At 43.3% G+C, this 18,787-nt stretch carries 19 protein-coding genes; 12 read left to right on the forward strand and 7 right to left on the reverse strand.

Annotation, left to right across the window (positions count from 1 at the left end):
• Positions 1-4 precede the first annotated feature (4 nt).
• Complete coding sequence (locus C0V77_RS07335) at positions 5-766, forward strand: biotin--[acetyl-CoA-carboxylase] ligase (protein WP_101725694.1); 762 nt, start codon at positions 5-7, stop codon at positions 764-766.
• Between the two features lie 206 nt (positions 767-972).
• Here the strand turns inward: C0V77_RS07335 and C0V77_RS07340 are convergent, their stop codons facing one another.
• The 3 genes from C0V77_RS07340 to hisS are packed head-to-tail and all read right to left on the reverse strand — an operon-like array spanning position 973 to position 3,806.
• Entirely contained in the window at positions 973-1,389 is a 417-nt protein-coding gene (locus C0V77_RS07340) for a thioesterase family protein (RefSeq protein ID WP_101725695.1), read from the reverse strand.
• Positions 1,389-2,426: an endolytic transglycosylase MltG gene (gene mltG, locus C0V77_RS07345; protein WP_101725696.1), complete on the reverse strand. Its 1,038-nt coding sequence runs from the start codon at positions 2,424-2,426 to the stop codon at positions 1,389-1,391. The genes C0V77_RS07340 and mltG overlap by 1 nt, the downstream gene beginning before the upstream one ends.
• Before the next feature lie 18 nt (positions 2,427-2,444).
• A complete protein-coding gene (gene hisS, locus C0V77_RS07350; RefSeq protein ID WP_101725697.1) occupies positions 2,445-3,806 on the reverse strand; it encodes a histidine--tRNA ligase in 1,362 nt (453 codons plus the stop codon).
• 211 nt (positions 3,807-4,017) lie between these two features.
• Here hisS and C0V77_RS23245 point away from each other — a divergent pair, with 211 nt between their 5' ends.
• Positions 4,018-4,161: a hypothetical protein gene (locus C0V77_RS23245; RefSeq protein WP_173830529.1), complete on the forward strand. Its 144-nt coding sequence runs from the start codon at positions 4,018-4,020 to the stop codon at positions 4,159-4,161.
• Between the two features lie 55 nt (positions 4,162-4,216).
• Here the strand turns inward: C0V77_RS23245 and C0V77_RS07355 are convergent, their stop codons facing one another.
• Together C0V77_RS07355 and C0V77_RS07360 are read right to left on the reverse strand one after the other, a co-directional pair.
• Complete coding sequence (locus C0V77_RS07355; protein WP_143706029.1) at positions 4,217-5,059, reverse strand: hypothetical protein; 843 nt, start codon at positions 5,057-5,059, stop codon at positions 4,217-4,219.
• A gap of 150 nt (positions 5,060-5,209) precedes the next feature.
• The gene (locus tag C0V77_RS07360; protein ID WP_101725699.1) at positions 5,210-5,563 is read right to left on the reverse strand and encodes a hypothetical protein; all 354 of its coding nucleotides are present in this window, start codon (positions 5,561-5,563) and stop codon (positions 5,210-5,212) included.
• A gap of 97 nt (positions 5,564-5,660) precedes the next feature.
• On the opposite strand from C0V77_RS07360, the gene C0V77_RS07365 reads away from it, so the two are divergent.
• From C0V77_RS07365 to C0V77_RS07390, 6 genes are all read left to right on the forward strand, one after another.
• On the forward strand, positions 5,661-6,434 hold the full coding sequence (locus tag C0V77_RS07365) for a class I SAM-dependent methyltransferase (RefSeq protein WP_101725700.1): 774 nt from the start codon (positions 5,661-5,663) through the stop codon (positions 6,432-6,434).
• Between the two features lie 311 nt (positions 6,435-6,745).
• Positions 6,746-7,498, forward strand: coding sequence for an SDR family NAD(P)-dependent oxidoreductase (locus tag C0V77_RS07370; RefSeq protein WP_101725701.1), 753 nt, complete (start codon positions 6,746-6,748; stop codon positions 7,496-7,498).
• A 25-nt stretch (positions 7,499-7,523) separates the two neighbouring features.
• Positions 7,524-8,285, forward strand: a complete 762-nt coding sequence (locus C0V77_RS07375) for a glucose 1-dehydrogenase (protein WP_101725702.1) — start codon at positions 7,524-7,526, stop codon at positions 8,283-8,285.
• A 34-nt stretch (positions 8,286-8,319) separates the two neighbouring features.
• The gene (locus C0V77_RS07380; RefSeq protein ID WP_101725703.1) at positions 8,320-9,144 is read left to right on the forward strand and encodes a DUF5672 family protein; all 825 of its coding nucleotides are present in this window, start codon (positions 8,320-8,322) and stop codon (positions 9,142-9,144) included.
• A gap of 15 nt (positions 9,145-9,159) precedes the next feature.
• Positions 9,160-10,326 carry a glycosyltransferase family 9 protein gene (locus C0V77_RS07385; RefSeq protein ID WP_101725704.1) on the forward strand — a complete coding sequence of 389 codons (1,167 nt, stop codon included), beginning with the start codon at positions 9,160-9,162 and terminating at the stop codon, positions 10,324-10,326.
• 3 nt (positions 10,327-10,329) lie between these two features.
• Positions 10,330-11,586, forward strand: a complete 1,257-nt coding sequence (locus C0V77_RS07390; protein WP_101725705.1) for a glycosyltransferase family 1 protein — start codon at positions 10,330-10,332, stop codon at positions 11,584-11,586.
• A 102-nt stretch (positions 11,587-11,688) separates the two neighbouring features.
• Here the strand turns inward: C0V77_RS07390 and C0V77_RS07395 are convergent, their stop codons facing one another.
• Positions 11,689-12,099 carry an OsmC family protein gene (locus tag C0V77_RS07395; protein ID WP_101725706.1) on the reverse strand — a complete coding sequence of 137 codons (411 nt, stop codon included), beginning with the start codon at positions 12,097-12,099 and terminating at the stop codon, positions 11,689-11,691.
• Between the two features lie 193 nt (positions 12,100-12,292).
• On the opposite strand from C0V77_RS07395, the gene C0V77_RS07400 reads away from it, so the two are divergent.
• Positions 12,293-12,967 carry a lysoplasmalogenase family protein gene (locus tag C0V77_RS07400; protein WP_101725707.1) on the forward strand — a complete coding sequence of 225 codons (675 nt, stop codon included), beginning with the start codon at positions 12,293-12,295 and terminating at the stop codon, positions 12,965-12,967.
• Here C0V77_RS07400 and C0V77_RS07405 read toward each other — a convergent pair.
• Entirely contained in the window at positions 12,946-13,320 is a 375-nt protein-coding gene (locus C0V77_RS07405; protein WP_101725708.1) for a VOC family protein, read from the reverse strand. The two genes, C0V77_RS07400 and C0V77_RS07405, sit on opposite strands and share 22 nt — an antisense overlap.
• Before the next feature lie 285 nt (positions 13,321-13,605).
• On the opposite strand from C0V77_RS07405, the gene nuoL reads away from it, so the two are divergent.
• The 3 genes from nuoL to C0V77_RS07420 are packed head-to-tail and all read left to right on the forward strand — an operon-like array spanning position 13,606 to position 18,785.
• Entirely contained in the window at positions 13,606-15,666 is a 2,061-nt protein-coding gene (nuoL, locus tag C0V77_RS07410; protein WP_101725709.1) for an NADH-quinone oxidoreductase subunit L, read from the forward strand.
• Between the two features lie 33 nt (positions 15,667-15,699).
• Entirely contained in the window at positions 15,700-17,277 is a 1,578-nt protein-coding gene (locus C0V77_RS07415) for a NuoM family protein (protein WP_229236225.1), read from the forward strand.
• A 50-nt stretch (positions 17,278-17,327) separates the two neighbouring features.
• A complete protein-coding gene (locus tag C0V77_RS07420; protein ID WP_101725710.1) occupies positions 17,328-18,785 on the forward strand; it encodes an NADH-quinone oxidoreductase subunit N in 1,458 nt (485 codons plus the stop codon).
• Positions 18,786-18,787 lie beyond the last annotated feature (2 nt).

Raw genomic sequence — 18,787 nt, forward strand, 5'->3', positions numbered from 1 at the left:
AAATTTGAACAATTTTCAGCCCAAAACTCTTTTTATTGGCAAAAATACCATTTACCTGCCAAGTTGTCATTCTACTAACGACGTAGCGGCCGAAAAAATTCAAAATGAGAAAATTTTTGATGGCACACTTGTCATAACATCTGACCAGACCGCCGGCCGTGGCCAGAGAGGTAATACATGGGAAACCATGCCGGGGCAGAACATCACGATGTCGGTCATTTTAAAGCCTGATTTTCTGAGCGCCGCCGACCAGTTTAACCTTAACATTGCGGTGTCGCTCGGAGTTCATTTATTTCTGAGCAAATATATACAAGCGGGCTTAACTGTTAAATGGCCTAATGATGTTTATGTTTGTAACCGCAAAATGGGTGGCATCCTGATTGAAAACAGTTTGGCCGGTAGCAGGCTGAGCCACTCTATTGTAGGTATAGGACTGAATATCAACCAGTTGAGCTTTAGCAACAGTAAGGTGATATCACTAAGGCTGGCCACCAAACAAGACGAATTTGACCTTGAAGCGCTGGTGGGCGAACTATGCGTTTGCCTTGAAAAGTATTATTTGCAGCTAAGAAACGGCCATATTGCCGAACAGAAAAAAGAATACCTGCAGCACTTGTTCCGCTTTGAAGAAACGCATTATTACACAAGCAACGGAGAGCGCTTTGCAGGAAAAATTATTGATGTGGCCCCCAACGGTGCTCTGATGATTGAAGTAAACGGAGAAGTAAAATATTTCGACTTTAAAGAAGTGGCGTTTGAGATATAAAGGATTGTCTTGAACTTTGATTAAGCTGATTTTTATGCTTGAAGTGATTTGTGTAACATGTCTAGTCCTGAAATAGGTTTACACAAATCGATGTACACCATGTAGTCAAAGTTGCACAATTCACTTATCCGTACAGGAGTCATTTTCAGTGAAATCATTTAATCAGTTAAAACGGTCCGCCGTCGCGGCAAAGTTCAAGACAACTTTCATTTAATCCAGGAAAAATAAGGCTTCAGCCTGTCAAGAATCTCCGGTGGGCAAACAGATACCTTGTTGGTCGCCATTTTAACAAATACCAGTGTGGTTTCGCCTACGTTTAGTAATACGTTTTCTTCATTGTAAATTTCATAATGAAATACTATCCGCACCTTTGGGATTTCTTTGATAATAACGCGTATAGTAACGAGGTCGTCATACCTGGCGGGTTGCAGATATTTACAATGACACTCATAGACCGGCATCATAATGCCCATTTCTTCCAAGCTGCGGTAGCGTAAACCCAGCGATCGCAAGGCCTCTACCCTTCCGATTTCATACAGACGAGGATAGTGTCCGTAATACATATACCCCATCTGGTCTACATCTGCATAGCGGATACGGTACTCATAATCAAATTGATACATCAGCGAATCATAGCTTTGTTGAGTGCCTCCTGATAAATGTGTGCGTTCTTCAGGTGGTCGGTGTAATTCTCTGCAAAATTATGATAGCCAGAGAAGTCTTCGCGGGCACAGAAATAAATATACTTGTGGCGCTCGTAATTAAGCACGGCATCCAGCGCAACGGGCTCCGGTAGGGCAATCGGCCCCGGAGGCAAACCCGAAATGCGATAAGTATTGTAGGGCGAATTAGTGCGCAAGTGTTTTTCCATTACTCGCTTGATACTGAAATCCCGCAGGGCAAATCTCACGGTCGGGTCGGCCTGCAATGGCATATTAATAGCCAGACGATTTATGTACGACCCGGCCACACGTGGCATTTCGTCTTTTTTGTTGGTTTCAGATTGAACAATAGAAGCAAGAATGCCCACCTGCACGGGTGTCATGTTTATTGATTTTGCCTTGGCTAGTTTGGCGTCGGTCCAGTACTTTTTGTATTCGCTGTGCATTCTGTCCAGAAACTTATCGGTGGTGGTGGTCCAGCGCACAAAATAAGTATTTGGCAAAAACATACACATAATAGTGGTGGTGTCGAAACCATATTTCCCACAAACCTCTTTGTTACTCAGTTTATCCTGCAACTCTTCGGTACTAAACTCAAAGCGGCTGCCGATTTTTTTTATGAGGTCAGACTTGAGGCGGATATTGTTAAAAGTAAGGCGTACATCATCCTGCTGGCCTCTTTTCAGTTTCGATATCAATGTTTTGTTACCCGTGTTCGGTTTTATTTCATACCTGCCCGGTTTTACATTCTCAGGGTATTTCATCCATTTAGATAGAAACTGAAACGAAATTTCGTCGTGTATCATGCCATGCTTGTGCAAAGAGTCTACCACGTTCTTATAGGTAGCACCTGTGGGTATGTAAAGCACAAAGGTTTTTTCGCCCTTTACGTTCAGGTTTGCGCTGCTGGCCACCTGCCAGAAATAAAACGAAAGCGTAGCAACCACCGTTGTTACGATTACCAGCGTGTAAGCAATAAATTTTCTGTTTTTAAGCATTGTTAAAGGTTGAGGTTGCTATTTCAAATTTTGTATAATGTTCTCTATTGTTAATTTGGTTTGTTCGCCGCTTTGCATGTCTTTCAGGGTTAATTCTCCGCTGGCCATTTCTTCTGAACCCACCACACATACATACGGAATCTGCTTTTTATTGGCATATTCAAATTGTTTTTTCAGCTTGGCGTGGTCGGGGTATATTTCGGCATTAATGCCCGCGTCGCGCAGTTTTTTTAATAACGGTAATGAGTAGCTTTCAGCTGCTGCATCAAAGTTGGTCAGCAATACTTTAGTGGTTACACCCTGCTTGTCGCCAAAAAGGCCCAGCTCTTCCATTACGTCATAGATGCGGTCAACCCCTAATGATATACCCACACCAGAAAGACCGGGTAAACCAAAAGTGCCTGTCAGGTTGTCATAGCGGCCACCGCCTGAGATACTCCCCATCTGCACGCCATTGGCTTTCACCTCAAAAATAGCGCCTGTATAATAACTTAATCCTCGAGCCAAAGTAATATCCAGTTGTATTTTAGGGTTTTCAAGCCCGAATGATTCAACCAGGCTCCAAACTTTTTCCAGTTCTTCTATTCCCTTCAAACCGGTTTCAGAATCTTTCAACCAGGTTTTCAGCCCAGTTAAAACCTCCGCACTACTACCTTGCAAGTTAAAAACAGGCTGCAGTTTTGCTATCACTTCATCAGAGAAACCTTTTTCACGTAACTCGTCTTCAACTTTTTCTTTACCTATTTTATCCAGTTTGTCAATGGCTACTGTCAGCGGCACTTCACTGCCTTTCATGCCAATGGTTTCGGCAATGCCAGATAATATCTTGCGGTTATTGATTTTAACCGTAAAGTCTGCAATGCCCAGGTTCTTGAAAATCTCATGCAGCATTAACACTATTTCGGCCTCACAAATAAGAGAATCAGTACCAACCACGTCGGCATCACACTGATAAAACTCACGGTAACGCCCCCTTTGCGGTCGGTCGGCGCGCCATACCGGCTGAATCTGATACCTTTTAAAGGGCATGGCAAGCTCGTTGCGGTTCATTACCACATAACGGGCAAAAGGCACGGTAAGGTCATAACGCAAACCTTTCTCTGAAATTTTATGGGTTAGTTTTTTATAGCCTTCGTCGAGGTCTTTCTGAGCCAGATCTTTCGAAAAATCGCCTGAGTTCAGTATCTTAAACAAAAGCTGGTCTCCTTCATCACCGTATTTACCCATCAGCACCGACAGGTTCTCCAAACTGGGGGTTTCCAGTGGCTGAAAGCCGAATTTCTGAAAAGTATGTTTAATAGTATCGAAAATATAATTCCGTTTTACCATCACCGATGGCCCAAAATCGCGCGTACCTCTTACTAAGCCGGGTTTACTCATGTTGTTGTATCAGATATATAAATGTCGGATGAAATTTTCCGGCTGCAAAATTAGCGTAAAAAACTTATTGTTAATTGTTAATTGTTCATTGATTTTCTTAACTTTGCACCCTGATTTCGAATCATAGTCTTTCCGGACGATTTTAAAATATAATCATTCAATACCTCTAAGCCCTTTTTTTAGGGTTCTGGAGCCCAAAATATCTAAAAAAATGGCAGTAACACAGTTAAAACGTAAAGCAAAAAGAAACCAGGCAATTGCAAAAAACAGAATTGCTGAAATCAAACGTTTGTCGTTGAAAGTTGATATTCAACGTGTTGACGTTGAGACTTTGAAAGCAGAATTTGCGAAATAATCAGAAAATATTTTGCCCATCAAAAAAAAAGAGACGCTTCCGGGCGTCTCTTTTTTTATTCGGCTATTTCGTCTGCAAAAAACAAATGTTCGGGGATTCCCTTCAGCTCGCTGCGGTTCAGGTATAGAATCGGTTTCAACGGATTACAGAATACCCTGCCTGTATCACGAGCCAGCTTGTAGGCGGTGGTGCCTTCGTCCCAGGCAATTACGGTGCCGTCGCAGCCCAGTTCATCGGCATACTTAAGAAAATTCAGCACGGTTTGTTCTTCTTCCAGAATAAAACTGAACGAGATGGTATCACTGAAAAAATCTTTAAAACCCTCAATAAGGGCGCGTTCCTCTTCCAGCTTTTGTTTGTCTTTGGCAAATACTACAAAGCTCAAAAAAAGATTGTAGTAAGCTACAAACTGCATAAATATATCAAAAACGCCACTGTACGACTCCTCGATGGTTTCAACCAAAACACCCAGACTACCCGGAAAAACCATCTCGGCCTGCGGTGGCACCGCAATTATCCGTACAGGTATGCTCATCACAATCTTTCTGGTTGTATCGCCCATTTCCCAGTCTTCCGCCTTACTGCCGGTACCAATGGCCAAAGTGTTAAACTTCTCCTGCTCCTCAAGCCTGGTTAGTTCTTCAATAAAATTGCCTTTTACAACATGTATTTTAATGGTTGTTTGAGGCAGTTGCGGAACACGCTCCAGCACGGTAACTAACATTTCTTTCAGAAGCTCACCGGCCTCCTCTTTGGTGGTGTCATCTTCCAGGCAATGAAAAATAGTGTGGTTACACAAAATATCTTTTGATATTATAAAAGCATAAGAAATGATTTTCAGCGCTTTGTCATTCAAATCAACAGGAATAATTGTCTTCTGTATTTCCGGTTCTCTCATAAAATTGGTGTTAATTCCTGCTTTGACACAGAAGCATAAAGCTGACCTGTTTAAAGCACCTGCCTGATAACCAGGGCAGTATTTTTTTATAATTCTAAAGAAACACCAAACTGGGCTGTGTTTTAACTGGCCCATCGGTTGCTTCTATGCTTAATCTGCTTTTGGCGGCTCCAGTCTGGTTATGGTAAGGGTTCTTTTCTGTTTCTTGTCGCGGTCTTTCAGAATATTCTTAATCAGCTTGCGATTCTCAATTCGCATCCTGAAAATAACCGCCTGCCCGAACAAGGCCAGCCCGGAGTTAACCATAATCAGGCTATAGGTGCCCAACAAAAACCATCGCAGAAAAGGCGCATTGGTATGCTTCAGATACCCTGCTTCGCTAAAAACCGACAAACCATAGCCCACCAGTATCATGCCAACCGAGGCCGACAAGAACCACTTCACGCGCAGCGGCATATTTTTAATCATCCTTTTTCCGGGAGGTTTTCGTTTTTTTATTTCCATAAATTTATCGAATCTTTAAATATTGGTGTAAAAACAAAGACAAAAATAACTATTTTTGGGCTTAAATTACAACGATATACTGTCATAACTTTAGCGCATGGGCAAAATTATTAGTTTCTTATTACGTTTCATTCCAAGAAAATACCTCCAGTTATTCAGCCATATACCCCTCAAAGTTTACACCATTATTTTGAAAGGAAACACCGTAGAGTGCCCGGTTTGTGATGTAAAACTGAATAAATTTTTGCCCTACGGCCGGATGGCAACCCGCAAAAATGCGCTTTGCCCCAACTGTCTGGCCCTTGAAAGACACCGCCTGATGGCCTTATACATGAAAGAAAAAACCAATTTCTTTCAGGCCGGGCATCTGAAAGTGTTGCACGTAGCCCCTGAATATTGTTTCATTGACCGTTTTGAGGCCATGAAAAATCTGGACTACATAACGGCTGATATCGAGTCTCCGCTGGCAAAGGTAAAAATGGATATTCATGAGATTCCGTTTGAGGCCAATACATTTGATGTGGTAATTTGCAACCACGTAATGGAACACGTAGAAGACTACCACAAGGCCATGTCTGAGTTGTATCGTGTGCTGAAACCCGGCGGATGGGGCATTATACAATCGCCGCAGGACTGGACGAAAGAACATACTTTTGAAGACCCAACCATTACCGACCCTCGCGAACGTGAACGGGTTTTCTGGCAGAACGACCACCTCCGCCTTTTTGGCCGTGATTATGGCCGTGAGTTGGAAAAAGCAGGTTTTAAAGTAAAAGAAGATGACTTTGTATTGAAAATGCCAAAAGAGCTGGTTGAAAGATACGCCCTGCCCGCAGGAGAAATTATTTATTTTTGTGAGAAGCAGGTTTAATTTAGTAGTTGAATGAGTGAGTGGCTTAGTGATTATTCCTGAATCTTGTAAGAATAGAAAATCAATTCATTTGGTTAAATAAAAAGATTTAAGCAGATAATACAATTGTGAAACTTAGAGTACCTGGGGTATATAGTGGCAGGCATTGCTTACCATCAATATTAGCCTCAATGTTCACAACTGATGGCACAATGTTTCTCAATTTCTGAGGGCAAAATCATTTAAAATCGGCCTAGGTTGCAAAACACTAAATTATAGTTCAAAGATAATAATCACTCATTCACTAACTCGCTCATTCACTCAATAACAGTATGCGATTCAAAGACAAAATAGTTATTATTACCGGCGGTAACTCGGGCATCGGCAAAGCGGCGGCTATATTATTTGCCAGAGAAGGCGCAAGAGTAATGGTAGCCGATTTGTCTGATACCATAGATGGCGAGCTGGCGAATGCCATTGCCGATACAGGCAGCGAGGCCGGCTACCTAAAAGTAGATGTTACCCGCGCTGCCGATATTGAGCAGATGTTTGAACAGACAATTGCACTTTGGGGCAGGTTTGATGTATTGGTCAATTCAGCCGGTGTACTCGGCCCGCGTGTACGTACTGAAAAGTATCCGGAAGCCGATTTCGACAAAATCATTGATATCAACGTAAAAGGTCTCTGGCAATGTATGAAAACCGCGTTGCGCTATTTTGCAGAACAACGCAGCGGTAACATTGTTAATATAGCCTCAGTGGCGGGGCATCTGGGCATGGTAGGCCATATTGCCTATTCGGCCAGTAAGCACGCAGTTGTAGGCATGACCAAAACCGCAGCCATTGAATTTGCCAAATACGGCATCAGAATCAATGCCGTTTGTCCGGGTTTCACGCAAACACCCATGCTGGAAGGAGCCGATACCGATACCGCGTATCTGGATGCGCTGCGATATGCCACACCCATGAAACGCTTTGGCAAACCGGAAGAAATTGCCAGTGCCATTTTGTATCTGGCAGCCGACGAATCATCATTTATTACTGGCCAGAGCCTGATAGCCGACGGCGGATTGATTTTACAGTAAGATACTATTCTACCTCATAAGGTCTATGAAAAACGTTTTTGATTTAACTGGAAAAGTGGCTGTTATTACCGGTGCCAGCAAAGGCATTGGCGAAGCCATAGCCCGCATATTTGCAGAATACGGCGCCAAAGTTGTGATAAGCAGCAGGAAACAGGCCGATTTGGATGAACTGGCTACAGAAATAAAACAAGCCGGAGGTGAATGCACCGCCATAGCCGCACATGCCGGTGAAATGCCGCAACTGCAATTGCTGGTTGATAAAACCATTGAAATATACGGTGGAATTGACATTCTGGTAAACAATGCAGCCACCAACCCTGTTTACGGGCCGTCGCTGGATTGTTCTGAAAGCGCTTTCGACAAAATTATGCAGGTGAACGTGAAAGCTCCGTTTGAGCTTTCTAAAATGGTTCATGGTATTATGAAAGCTCGCGGGGGTGGCAGTATCATCAATATCAGCAGCATTGCCGGGCACACGCCCGACCCCGGCCTTGGGATATACAGCGTAAGCAAGGCATCGTTAAACATGCTTACCAAAGTGCTTGCTAAAGAATGGGGCCAGGATGGCATACGGGTAAACGCCATTTGTCCGGGGCTTATTAAAACCAAATTCAGTCAGGCATTGTGGGACAACGAGAAGACGCTGGCGCACTTTACTAAACGCCTGCCGATAGCGCGTATGGGCTCAGTAGAAGAGATATCACCTATGGCCTTGTATCTGGCATCAGCGGCTTCCGGTTATACCACCGGCGGACTGTTTTCTATAGATGGCGGCACGATTATCTGACAAAAACTATTTTTTTTGATTAAAGACTTACAGTTTGAAAAACACCAGCGTTTGCGTACTTATTCCGGTCTATCAGCAGCAACTGAGTGCCTATGAAGCCATCTCGCTTGAGCAGGGTGTCAGGGTTCTGGGTAACTATCCTATTATTCTGGTTAAACCTTCTTCGCTTAATGTCAGTTATCTGCTGGAAAAGTACCCACAACTGCAGACCCGGAATTTTGACGATGGCTATTTTAAAAGCACGCTAACTTACAACCGGCTATTGCTGTCAGAAGAATTTTATGCACGTTTTACGACCTATGAGTATATGCTGATTTATCAGCTGGATGCTTTTGTTTTCAGAGATGAACTGGCTTACTGGTGCAATCAGGGTTACGATTATATAGGGGCTCCCTGGCGTATTGAAATTGAGTTTGACAACCAGTGGAAAGAATGGGTATGGCAGTTTAAAAAACAGATGGCCATCTGGTTCAATCTGAAAGAAGACCTCCATGGCAAATATGGCCCCAAAGAAATAATCATGAAACGAAGCGTAGGCAATGGCGGGTTCTCTTTAAGAAAAACCCAAAAGCTACTAAGCCTGATACCACGCAACCACAAAAAAATAGAGGAGTATCTGGCAATGGCGGCCACCCACCCTGCTTACAATGAAGATATGTTCTGGTGTATTGAGCTGAACCGCTATTTTAAACAGGTGCGTACTCCGGGCTGGAGGCAGGCATTGAAATTTGCTGTTGAACACATGCCCCAAAAAGCCTACGAACTCAACAAGGGCTTACCATTTGGCTGCCATGCCTGGGATATTTACGAAACAGAATTCTGGAAATTGCATATTGGCGCGCAGGGCTATAAACTATAAGAAAAGATTTTACCTATGAGGAAATACTGTGGTACCCCGCGTGAAACCATTCCACTGAAAGTGATGGATTTCTTCGTGGATATTTATGCAAGCCTGTTTTTTAAAAAACGCCCCCGTAACTACTCTGTTACGTCGCCCAAACGAGTGCTGATAGCCTCTCTTGGGCATTTGGGCGATGCCCTTACAGTTACGTATCTGTTTCCGATAATAAAGAAAAAGTATCCGGATATAAGTATAGATTTGCTTGCGCCAAGCTGGTGTGCACCCGTTAATGAGCATAATCCTTACATAGACCGCACCATTTATATAGACCATTACCAGACCAACCGCAGGAAGATAGCTGGCAGAGAAAAGCTTGCACAATTTTACAATACTTTCCGTGCCGCTATACCATTGCTGCAACAGCATTCTTATGATTACTATATCGATATCAGGTACAGCGATGCCGTAGCACATTTTGTGCTTCCGTTTATAAAAACAGGGCGTGCCCTGGGTTTTGCCCGGCGCGGACTGGGCGGGCTGCTGGATGTTGAATTTGATGTACCCGACGGTGAGTTTCATCATTTCGACATGTATTTTATGCTTCTGCGCGAAATGGGCATTACCGGCACGCTGGCAGATGTGAAACCTTATTTCCCGATTGCCCCCGGCGTAACCACCGGGCATATAGCAGAAAAAATAACCCTGCCGACTGCGCCCTATCTTATGGTTTTTCCGGAGTCTGGTGGAGAACAGAAACAGTTATCGGCTGCCTTCTGGGCGGCGGTGCTGAACGACCTGCTCGCTAAAACCGGATATAACGTAATGCTTTGCGGGCAAACAGCGCTTTCGCAACAGATACTGGTTCAGGTTGAGGCACCGTTCAGAAACAGAATTATGGATACATCGGGCAAAATAAATATTCATGAACTAGCGCTTTTATCGCAACAGGCCACTTATGCACTTACGCTTGATTCGTTCCCCGAGCATCTGTGCAGCATCTTTTGCAAAACCATAACAGTCTACAAAAGTGTAGGCTATCCGTTTTTTCCGCTTGCAAATCTGCCAGTTTACCTTATTCATAATCATAAGGCAAGCATTGGCCTGCCCTTTGAGCGCAATAATGTTGAAACCGTTTATGTAAAGCACCCTGAAAGTGCCGAAGTAAAAGAGCTGATTGTTAACAGAATAATTAATCATTAAAAAATGAGCAGAGTAGTTTTAGATGGCGCCGTTTTAGGTCTGGGTTTTTTTAATGAACAATCGCGAACGGGTATTTACCGTGTGGCAGAAAATCTGATTTACGGTCTGCATCGCAGCCCCGACATTGAACTTGCCATTACAGGCACCCAACATTTACCCGAAACTCTGGGGTTTCTTCAAAAAAACTACCCAAATGCAGGCTACCCGGTTCTGAATACACCCAAAGACCTGAGATATGCCCATTTTGAAAATAGCCTGGTTTCGGCCTTTGCTTATAAGTCATTGCCTCAAAAACTGATAAGAGAAGTATTTACCAGGCTCAGGGCACGCCTGAAGCCCGGGTATAATCCGGTTATCAGTGCTTTAGAGCAATATGATGTTTATCATTCGCCCTTTTTACCAACCCCGGCGGGCCTGGAAGCCTTATCCAAACCTGCCAGAGTTATTACGGTTCATGATATAATCCCTTATCTGTTTCCTCAATATTTTGGCGAATGGAATGTGAGCATAACGAAACAGATTTTGAATTGTATCAAAAAGGGTACTTATCCGGTTTGTATTTCAGAGTCAACCAAAAACGACCTCTGTGAAGCAACGGGGGTATCGCCAGACAGAGTATTTGTGGTACCGCTGGCTGCATCGGCAGAGAAATTTTATCAGGTACGGGATAACGAAGAAATTGAGTACGTTCTTAAAAAATATGGTATCAGTGTGCATAAGCGATACTTATTGTCGCTGTCTACTTTAGAACCACGAAAAAACATTGAGCGCACCATCAGAAGCTTTATTAAGCTGATTGAGCAAGAAAAAATTGAAGACCTGAACCTGGTTTTGGTTGGTACCAAAGGCTGGGACTTTGAAGCAATTTTTGATGAGATAAAGGCTAATCCTTCCTTAAGAGACAAAATAATTATAACTGGTTATGTAGAAGACAAAGACCTGGCACCCATTTATTCAGCTGCACTGGGTTTTGTGTATCCTTCTTTGTATGAAGGGTTTGGCCTGCCACCGCTTGAAGCCATGCAGTGCGGCACACCGGTTATTTCGTCATCCAGAAGCTCATTGCCCGAGGTAGTTGAAGACGCCGGCATACTGGTTGACCCCACCGATGAAGAAGCCATAGCCGGTGCCATGTTACAATTATATTCCGACAAAAACCTGCATCTGGCACTGAGTAAAAAATCTCTGGCGCAGGCTCAGAAGTTCTCGTGGGATAAATTCACTGAACAACACCTGCAGATTTACCGCCAGATATGCTGAAAGGCAAATTGAATGACATCCACCAAAAAAAGCTATCACTTTTGCAGCAGGTGCTTGGCCTGCGGCGCAGTAATAGCTTTCTACTATCGCATTTATGAGGCATTAGGCCAAAGTAGCGTCTACCGATATTTTAGTGTTCAATAGCTTTGATATCGGGCAGTTAGCCTCTGCATCTGCTACCAGCTCATCAAACTTTTCTTTTGTAATTTCAGGCACGCTGGCGTTCAGTATCAGATGAGAAAGGGTAATTTCACCGTTTTCAAAAGTAATCTCACATTTGGTCTCTAGTTTTTCAGGCACAAAACCAGCACCAGAAAGGTTGAAACTTAGTTTCATCGTAAAACATCCGGCATGAGCGGCTGCAATCAGTTCTTCAGGATTTGTACCTACTCCTTCTGCAAAACGAGAATTAAATGAATACTGTGTTTCGTTCAGTACTGTGCTTTGTGTTGTCAGGTGGCCATTGCCTTCTTTACCTGTTCCTTGCCAAACGGCATTTGCATTTCTTTTCATTTCTCTTTTTTATTTTAGATGTAGTTAAAATTGCCTTACAAAATTACAAGGCACAATTATATGATAATATTAAAAAATTAATACCTTTATTAAAAGTGTTTGTAGCCATGAAGCAATGAGAGACAGTGCTAAATTTTCAGAATCGAGAAAATTCAGTACTTTTGTCATACAATTGCTATTTTAAACTTCAAAAATGCCTTTAAGGTTAATAATATTTTACGTGCTCAGTTGTTTGATCGACGCTGGTGCCTATTCCCTCAATCCGGGTTCTCCAAATTATTTCAGTATTTTGCCAGTACTTTGCCTTCTGGGGTTTTATTACTTGGTGAGAAGAAAAGATTTGAAACTGAAAGACTATACCTATGGTCTGGGTTTACTTTTTGCGGCTATCGCAGATATCTTCTTTGAATTTGAGAACGAGTACATCAAGTCAACTGCTTTGGTGTTTTATTCACTCTCTTACTCATTTTATATTTCTACCGTAAGGCATGAAGCAGTTTTTGGTACAACCTGGAAAGACCTGCAGAAAATTGCGCTGAGTATTGCGCTTATCAGCGCACCAGTACTAATTGTATCGCCGGTGCTTGGCTCAGCATTTTTCTTTTCATCAATATTGTACATGACTTTTTTAGCCTTGCTTATTATCACAGCACTGATGCGTAAAGCCAGCAACAGCAGCTATTACTGGTTTCTGGCAGGCTCAGTATTTTTTTCAATCCTGACTATGTCTGAGATATATTTTTTATATGTTTCACCAACAGGCCTGCACGTCTACTTCCAGATACTGTTTTATGTAGTGGCACAGTTTTCGATTTTTCAGGGTGTAACCAAAACTTTCAGAAATTTTTACGAACCCGAGCTGAAATGAGGGTTATAAATAACACCCACCACATTGCCCCAGGGGTCTTTTGCAGCGGCAACTTTTATGCCGTCTCCAACGTCGGTGGGGTCTTCGTATAAGGTAGCACCATTGGCCAGCAGGGTAGCCAGCACGGCCTCAACATCTGCTACACCCCAATAGGTTACTACGCCATCGGTTTTGCCATCGTTTTTTTCGTCTGGCACCAGGCCAAGTTCAAACCCACCTATATTATAACCTACATAAAAAGGCTGGTCGAAATAAGGCTCTGTTTCAAATACACTGCTATACCAGGCTTTTGCCTCATCTAAATTGCCTACTTTATAAGTGGCGGTGCGTAAACCCAAAAACGGTGAACTCATAGTTTTTTATAATGATAAAGATGACTAATGTGCGGCAAATCCATCGGCTTGGCTGGCCATAAAAACGTCGAAAGATAAGCGAATAAAAACGAATTATCATCAACAGCGGTCAACACTTTTATGAGCCTCAAAAAAAGGTCATGCTTCAGGCCGGCAACACCCTTCCATGTGGCTTCAGGCCATAAGTGCGCGCAGATGCTGTGTATAAATTAAAGACAAAAATGTGCATCATCTTTGCTTTATAACTCATTAGGTAAGATATTTGCAAAAAAGCGTTTAATCTGAATGTCTGCCGAGCAAGTAATATTAATCAACCTTTTGTTATACTTTATTGGGTTTTCGTTGCTGCTGTTTAAACGAAACACCTTAAGTGAACAATCGGTGGGTCTTCTTTCCATTTCGCTCAATGTGGTGGGGGTGCTTTTTTCTATGGGTATAAGCATCAATAATGGCTCCGGGTATGTAATCCACCTCGACTGGTTCCATTTTGGTTCAACCACATTTGCAATTGATATTCTGCTGAACGAACTCACTTACATGATGTTTTTTCTGGTTCAGTTTATTGCTTTATGGGTGCAGGTGTTTTCTATGCGTTATATGTCTGGCGACACCGACTTTGGCCGATACTATGCCTATATTAACCTATTTGTGCTGGCTATGCTGGGCATTGTCATATCAGGCAATCTGCTCATGATCTATATTTTCTGGGAACTCGTCGGGCTGTGTTCATATCTGCTCATCGGTTTCTGGTATGAAAAACAATCGGCCACAAATGCGGCCAAAAAGGCGTTTCTGGTCAATCGCGTTGGTGATGTAGGCTTTCTGATAGGCATTTTCCTGGTTTACCGCTATTTTGGCACATTTGATATTTCGCTGATAGCAGAAAAAGCCAAACTGTTGTCGGCCGAGTCTTTTGGCAGCCCTGTTATTACCACAATGGGTTTGCTTATTTTTTGCGGTTGCGTGGCCAAGTCGGCGCAGTTACCCTTACAGGCCTGGCTGCCTGACGCCATGGAAGGCCCCACGCCGGTTTCGGCGCTTATACATGCGGCTACTATGGTTGCCGCCGGTATTTTTCTGATGGCAAGGGTGTATCCGCTTCTTAACCCGGACGCACTACTTGTAATGGCGCTGGTGGGTATTCTAACTGCTTTGCTCGGAGCCTTATCGGCGCTTAACCAATATGATATTAAAAAATTACTGGCCTACTCTACCATCTCTCAGCTCGGGCTTATGGTAGTAGCTTTAGGCACGGGCGCTGTTAATGCCGCATTGTTTCATTTACTTACCCATGCTTTTTTTAAGGCAGGCCTGTTTTTGTCGGCCGGGGCTGTTATTCACTATACACATCATCAGCAGGATATGCGCCACATGGGCAACCTGCGCAGGCAGATGCCGGTTATATTTTACTGCTACACTATGTGTGCTGCAGCTCTGGCGGGTATTCCGTTTTTTTCAGGTTTTTTGTCTAAAGATGCCATTATTGTAGCAGCCTTCGACTGGGCCAGTCATCAGTCGTCTACGGCAGCCTATATCCTACCTGTATGCACACTTGTGGTTTCAGGGTTGAGCGCTTTTTATATGATGCGCCAGGTGTATCTGGTTTTTCTGGATTATGAGGATAACCCCATTGAATTGATATCTTCCGGAGCCATTAGTTTGTATAAGAGGCTTACGCGCCGCATTGAAGGAATAGTAAACGTGGATGATAACCCGGACGAAGACGATAAACTCATTATTGAACACTTTTATGAAACCATGCAGGAAATGGGCCCGATGGAATGGTCGGTGCTGGTAATGGCTGTGGCTTCAATAGGCTTTGTTTTTTCAGTAAACCCATTTTATGCCGAAAGCAGCTGGTTCTTTGAGTCGTTCCCGCATCATTCAGGTAGTTTCCACTGGATGGCCCTCATTGCCATGCTGGTTTCAGCTGCCGGACTATGGCTCGGTTACAGATACACCAGAGAAGAAAGAGCCGCCATTGATAAATTTAAAACCCAGCCTGATGGATTGTTTAACAGGCTTATATTCCATAATTTTTACCTGAGCGAAATCTACCAGATAGTTTTTGTGAATCCGGTTTTGAGTATCAGCCCTTATATTCATCAGTTTGATGTAGTAGTGATTGACGGAATCGTTAATCTGTCTGCCAGACTAATGTTGCTGATTTCAGAATTAGTAAGCTGGATAGAACAGAACATCATTGATGGCTTTGTTAACTTTGTAGCTAATTCGACTGCAAAAATGGGTAGCTATACCCGTCAGATTCAGAACGGAAAAGCCCAGACATACATGATCACCATTTTTGTTTGTCTGGTTTTATTAATAGTTTATTTAATAGTATAACGTAATTAAAATTCTCGGACCGGGAAAAACGGCATGAATAATATTCTACTTTCAACACTTATTTTTCTTCCGATAATAGCGGCAGTGCTGGTGTTGTTATTGCCCGATACCTACAAAGATTCTTTCAAGTGGATATCGGTGCTGGTAAGTTTTATTAACCTACTCAATATCATTACCCTGTACAGCACTTATGATACGCAGCTGACGGGCTTTCAGTTTCTGGAACATTATGAGTGGATACGCCTGGGACTTGGTAATCTGGGCAGCTTGTCTATTGACTACATACTGGGCGTAGATGGTATCAATCTGCCTATGGTGCTGCTGTCAGGTATTGTGTTTGTGGTTGGTGCGGTGGCGTCATTCAACATTTCCCACCGGCAAAAAGCCTATCATTCATTGTACCTTTTGCTATCAGGAACGGTTCTGGGCTGCTTTGTTGCACTAGACTTCTTTCTGTTCTTTGTTTTCTTTGAGTTTATGCTGCTGCCCATGTATTTTCTGATTGGAATATGGGGTGGCGAACGAAGGGAGTATGCCGCCATTAAGTTTTTCATCTACACCTTTGTTGGGTCTGTTTTTATACTGATAGTAATGATTGGCTTGGGGATGTCGGTACAAGATACCCTGCTGACACAGGAACTGAACACCACTGTACATACTTTTGATTTCCGGCTGCTGAACGACACCCGCAATTTTATTCCTTTTTCGTTGTTGTCGCCAGACAGCCCACATCAGATATTCGGTATGGCTCCGCGAGCCTTTGCTTTTATATTACTGCTGATTGGCTTTGGTATTAAACTTCCGGCTGTGCCTTTACACACCTGGCTGCCTGATGCCCACGTGGAAGCGCCAACGCCGGTGTCGGTTATTCTGGCTGGTGTATTGCTGAAAATAGGCGCCTACGGGTTTATTCGTATTGCTTATGGGTTTTTCCCTGATGCCGCACAGCAATTTGCAATGGTGGTGGCCGGGGCAGGTGTTTTATCTATTATTTACGGAGCCTTTAATGCACTGGCACAAAAAGACCTGAAAAAGATGATTGCCTACTCGTCGGTATCCCACATGGGTTTTGTATTGCTGGGTATTGCGTCTCTTACTGCCGAAGGCATAAACGGCGCCATATATCAGATGTTTGGCCACGGTATTTTGTCGGCCATGCTCTTTCTGATTGCCGGCGTAATATACGACCGCACCCATAACCGCATTATTGATAATTATAGAGGTTTGTCTACCCGTATGCCTTTGTTCACACTGGCTGTAACCATTGGTTTTTTTGGTGGCCTGGGCCTGCCTGCCTTACCGGGTTTTATAGGAGAGTTTTTTACGCTGATGGGTGGTTTTAAATCGCAGCTGTTGCCCGACTGGATTCCGATGCTGGCCACTTTAGGCCTTGTGCTTTCGGCAGCCTATTTTTTATGGACATTGCAGAAAATGTTTTTCGGAAAATTCTGGGTTAACCGTAATCACGAATCCCACATGAAAGACCTGGACATCCGCGAGATGGTAATGCTTTATGGCCTGGCAGCCCTGGCTTTTGCTTTTGGCGTTTTCCCTAATCTGATTTTTGATGTAAGCAGCGAGAGCGTAAGAATTTTTATAACCAAATTTTAGAAGAATCTACCCACAGCCAGGCAAACAACAGCCGGTTTATAACACAGGTAATGCCAGAGAAAATTTCACATATATTATCGAGCAGCAGACTGATACTACCCGAGCTGATTTTTGCAGGGGTTTTTCTTGTAGTAGTAGGTATTGTTGCTTTTTCCAAGCAGTATCGCCCGTTATTGTATAACATACTAACGCTGGTGGTGCTGGTAATAATTGGTTTTATATTTTTTGCATCCTATCATTTTCTTGAAAACAATTTTAACTCGGGCGTATCATTATTTCATGGACTGATATTTCTCGACAGCCTCAGCATATTTTTTAAAGTTACCATTACACTTGCTGCAGCGGCGGTTATTCTGCATCTCTGGATTGTCGGTTATCAGGTAGTTGGTGAGTTTTACGTTCTGTTTCTGGCACTTATTCTGGGGCTTTTTATCATGAGCATGACGTCTCACCTGCTTACACTTTATGTAGCAATTGAGACCGTTTCTATCTGTTCATACATACTGGTAGTAATTAACAAGACCAAACCCAACGCCGAGGCAGGCATTAAGTACCTGCTAACCGGAGCAACCAGTTCAGCGGTCATGCTCTATGGTGTGTCTATTCTTTATGGAATGACAGGCACACTCAACTTTGGCAGCCATGAATTTATGACTTTTCTGGGGCAGAACCCACCCTGGGTAGCCAATCTGGCCGTTTTTATGACCATCGGCGGTTTACTTTTCAAACTCTCGGCAGTACCTTTTCATAGCTGGACACCCGACGTATATGAGGCCTCTCCTACCCCTATTGTGGCGTTTTTATCTATTGCCCCCAAGCTGGGTGTAGTAATTGTATTGATTCGGTTTCTGAACGGCCTGAGTATAGATTTCAGAATGACACTGGCCATTATAATTACCGGCTCTTTGCTGATAGGCAATTTGTCGGCACTGTGGCAGAACAATACCAAACGTATGCTGGGGTACTCAACCATTGCCCATGCAGGGTTTATGCTTGTGGGCTTGCTGGCGCTTAATCAGTTTGGTGTTCAATCGGCCACTTTTTATGTAGCTACCTATCTGTTTATAACACTAGCCGCGTTTTTACTGGTAGATTTGCTGGCATTGAAAACCGAAAGCTACGAACTGGAAAGCCTGAAAGGTTTGGGACAGGAGAACGTCTTTCTGGGGCTGGCAGCAGTAATTATAATGATAGCCCTGGTGGGGTTTCCGCCTACTGTGGGTTTTACCGGCAAGCTGTTGATTTTTACAGCTCTCTGGAATGCCTATAACGACACCGGCAATAATGTGGTGCTGGTGGTGCTTATCATCAGCCTGCTCAATACTGCTATATCGGTTTTTTATTATCTGCGGATTCCCTACTTCATGATTTTTAAAGACCCTAAAGGCGGAGCCAAAAGAATTGCGCTGGATTTAGAAAAACGTGTGCTGCTTTTTATTTATATTTTTCTGCTGGTGTATCTGTTCCTGAATCCGGGACCGATTATGAAAATCATTGAAAGCCTGTAAGC

This window comes from Emticicia sp. TH156 (genome assembly GCF_002855535.1).
GTDB lineage: Bacteria > Bacteroidota > Bacteroidia > Cytophagales > Spirosomataceae > Emticicia > Emticicia fluvialis.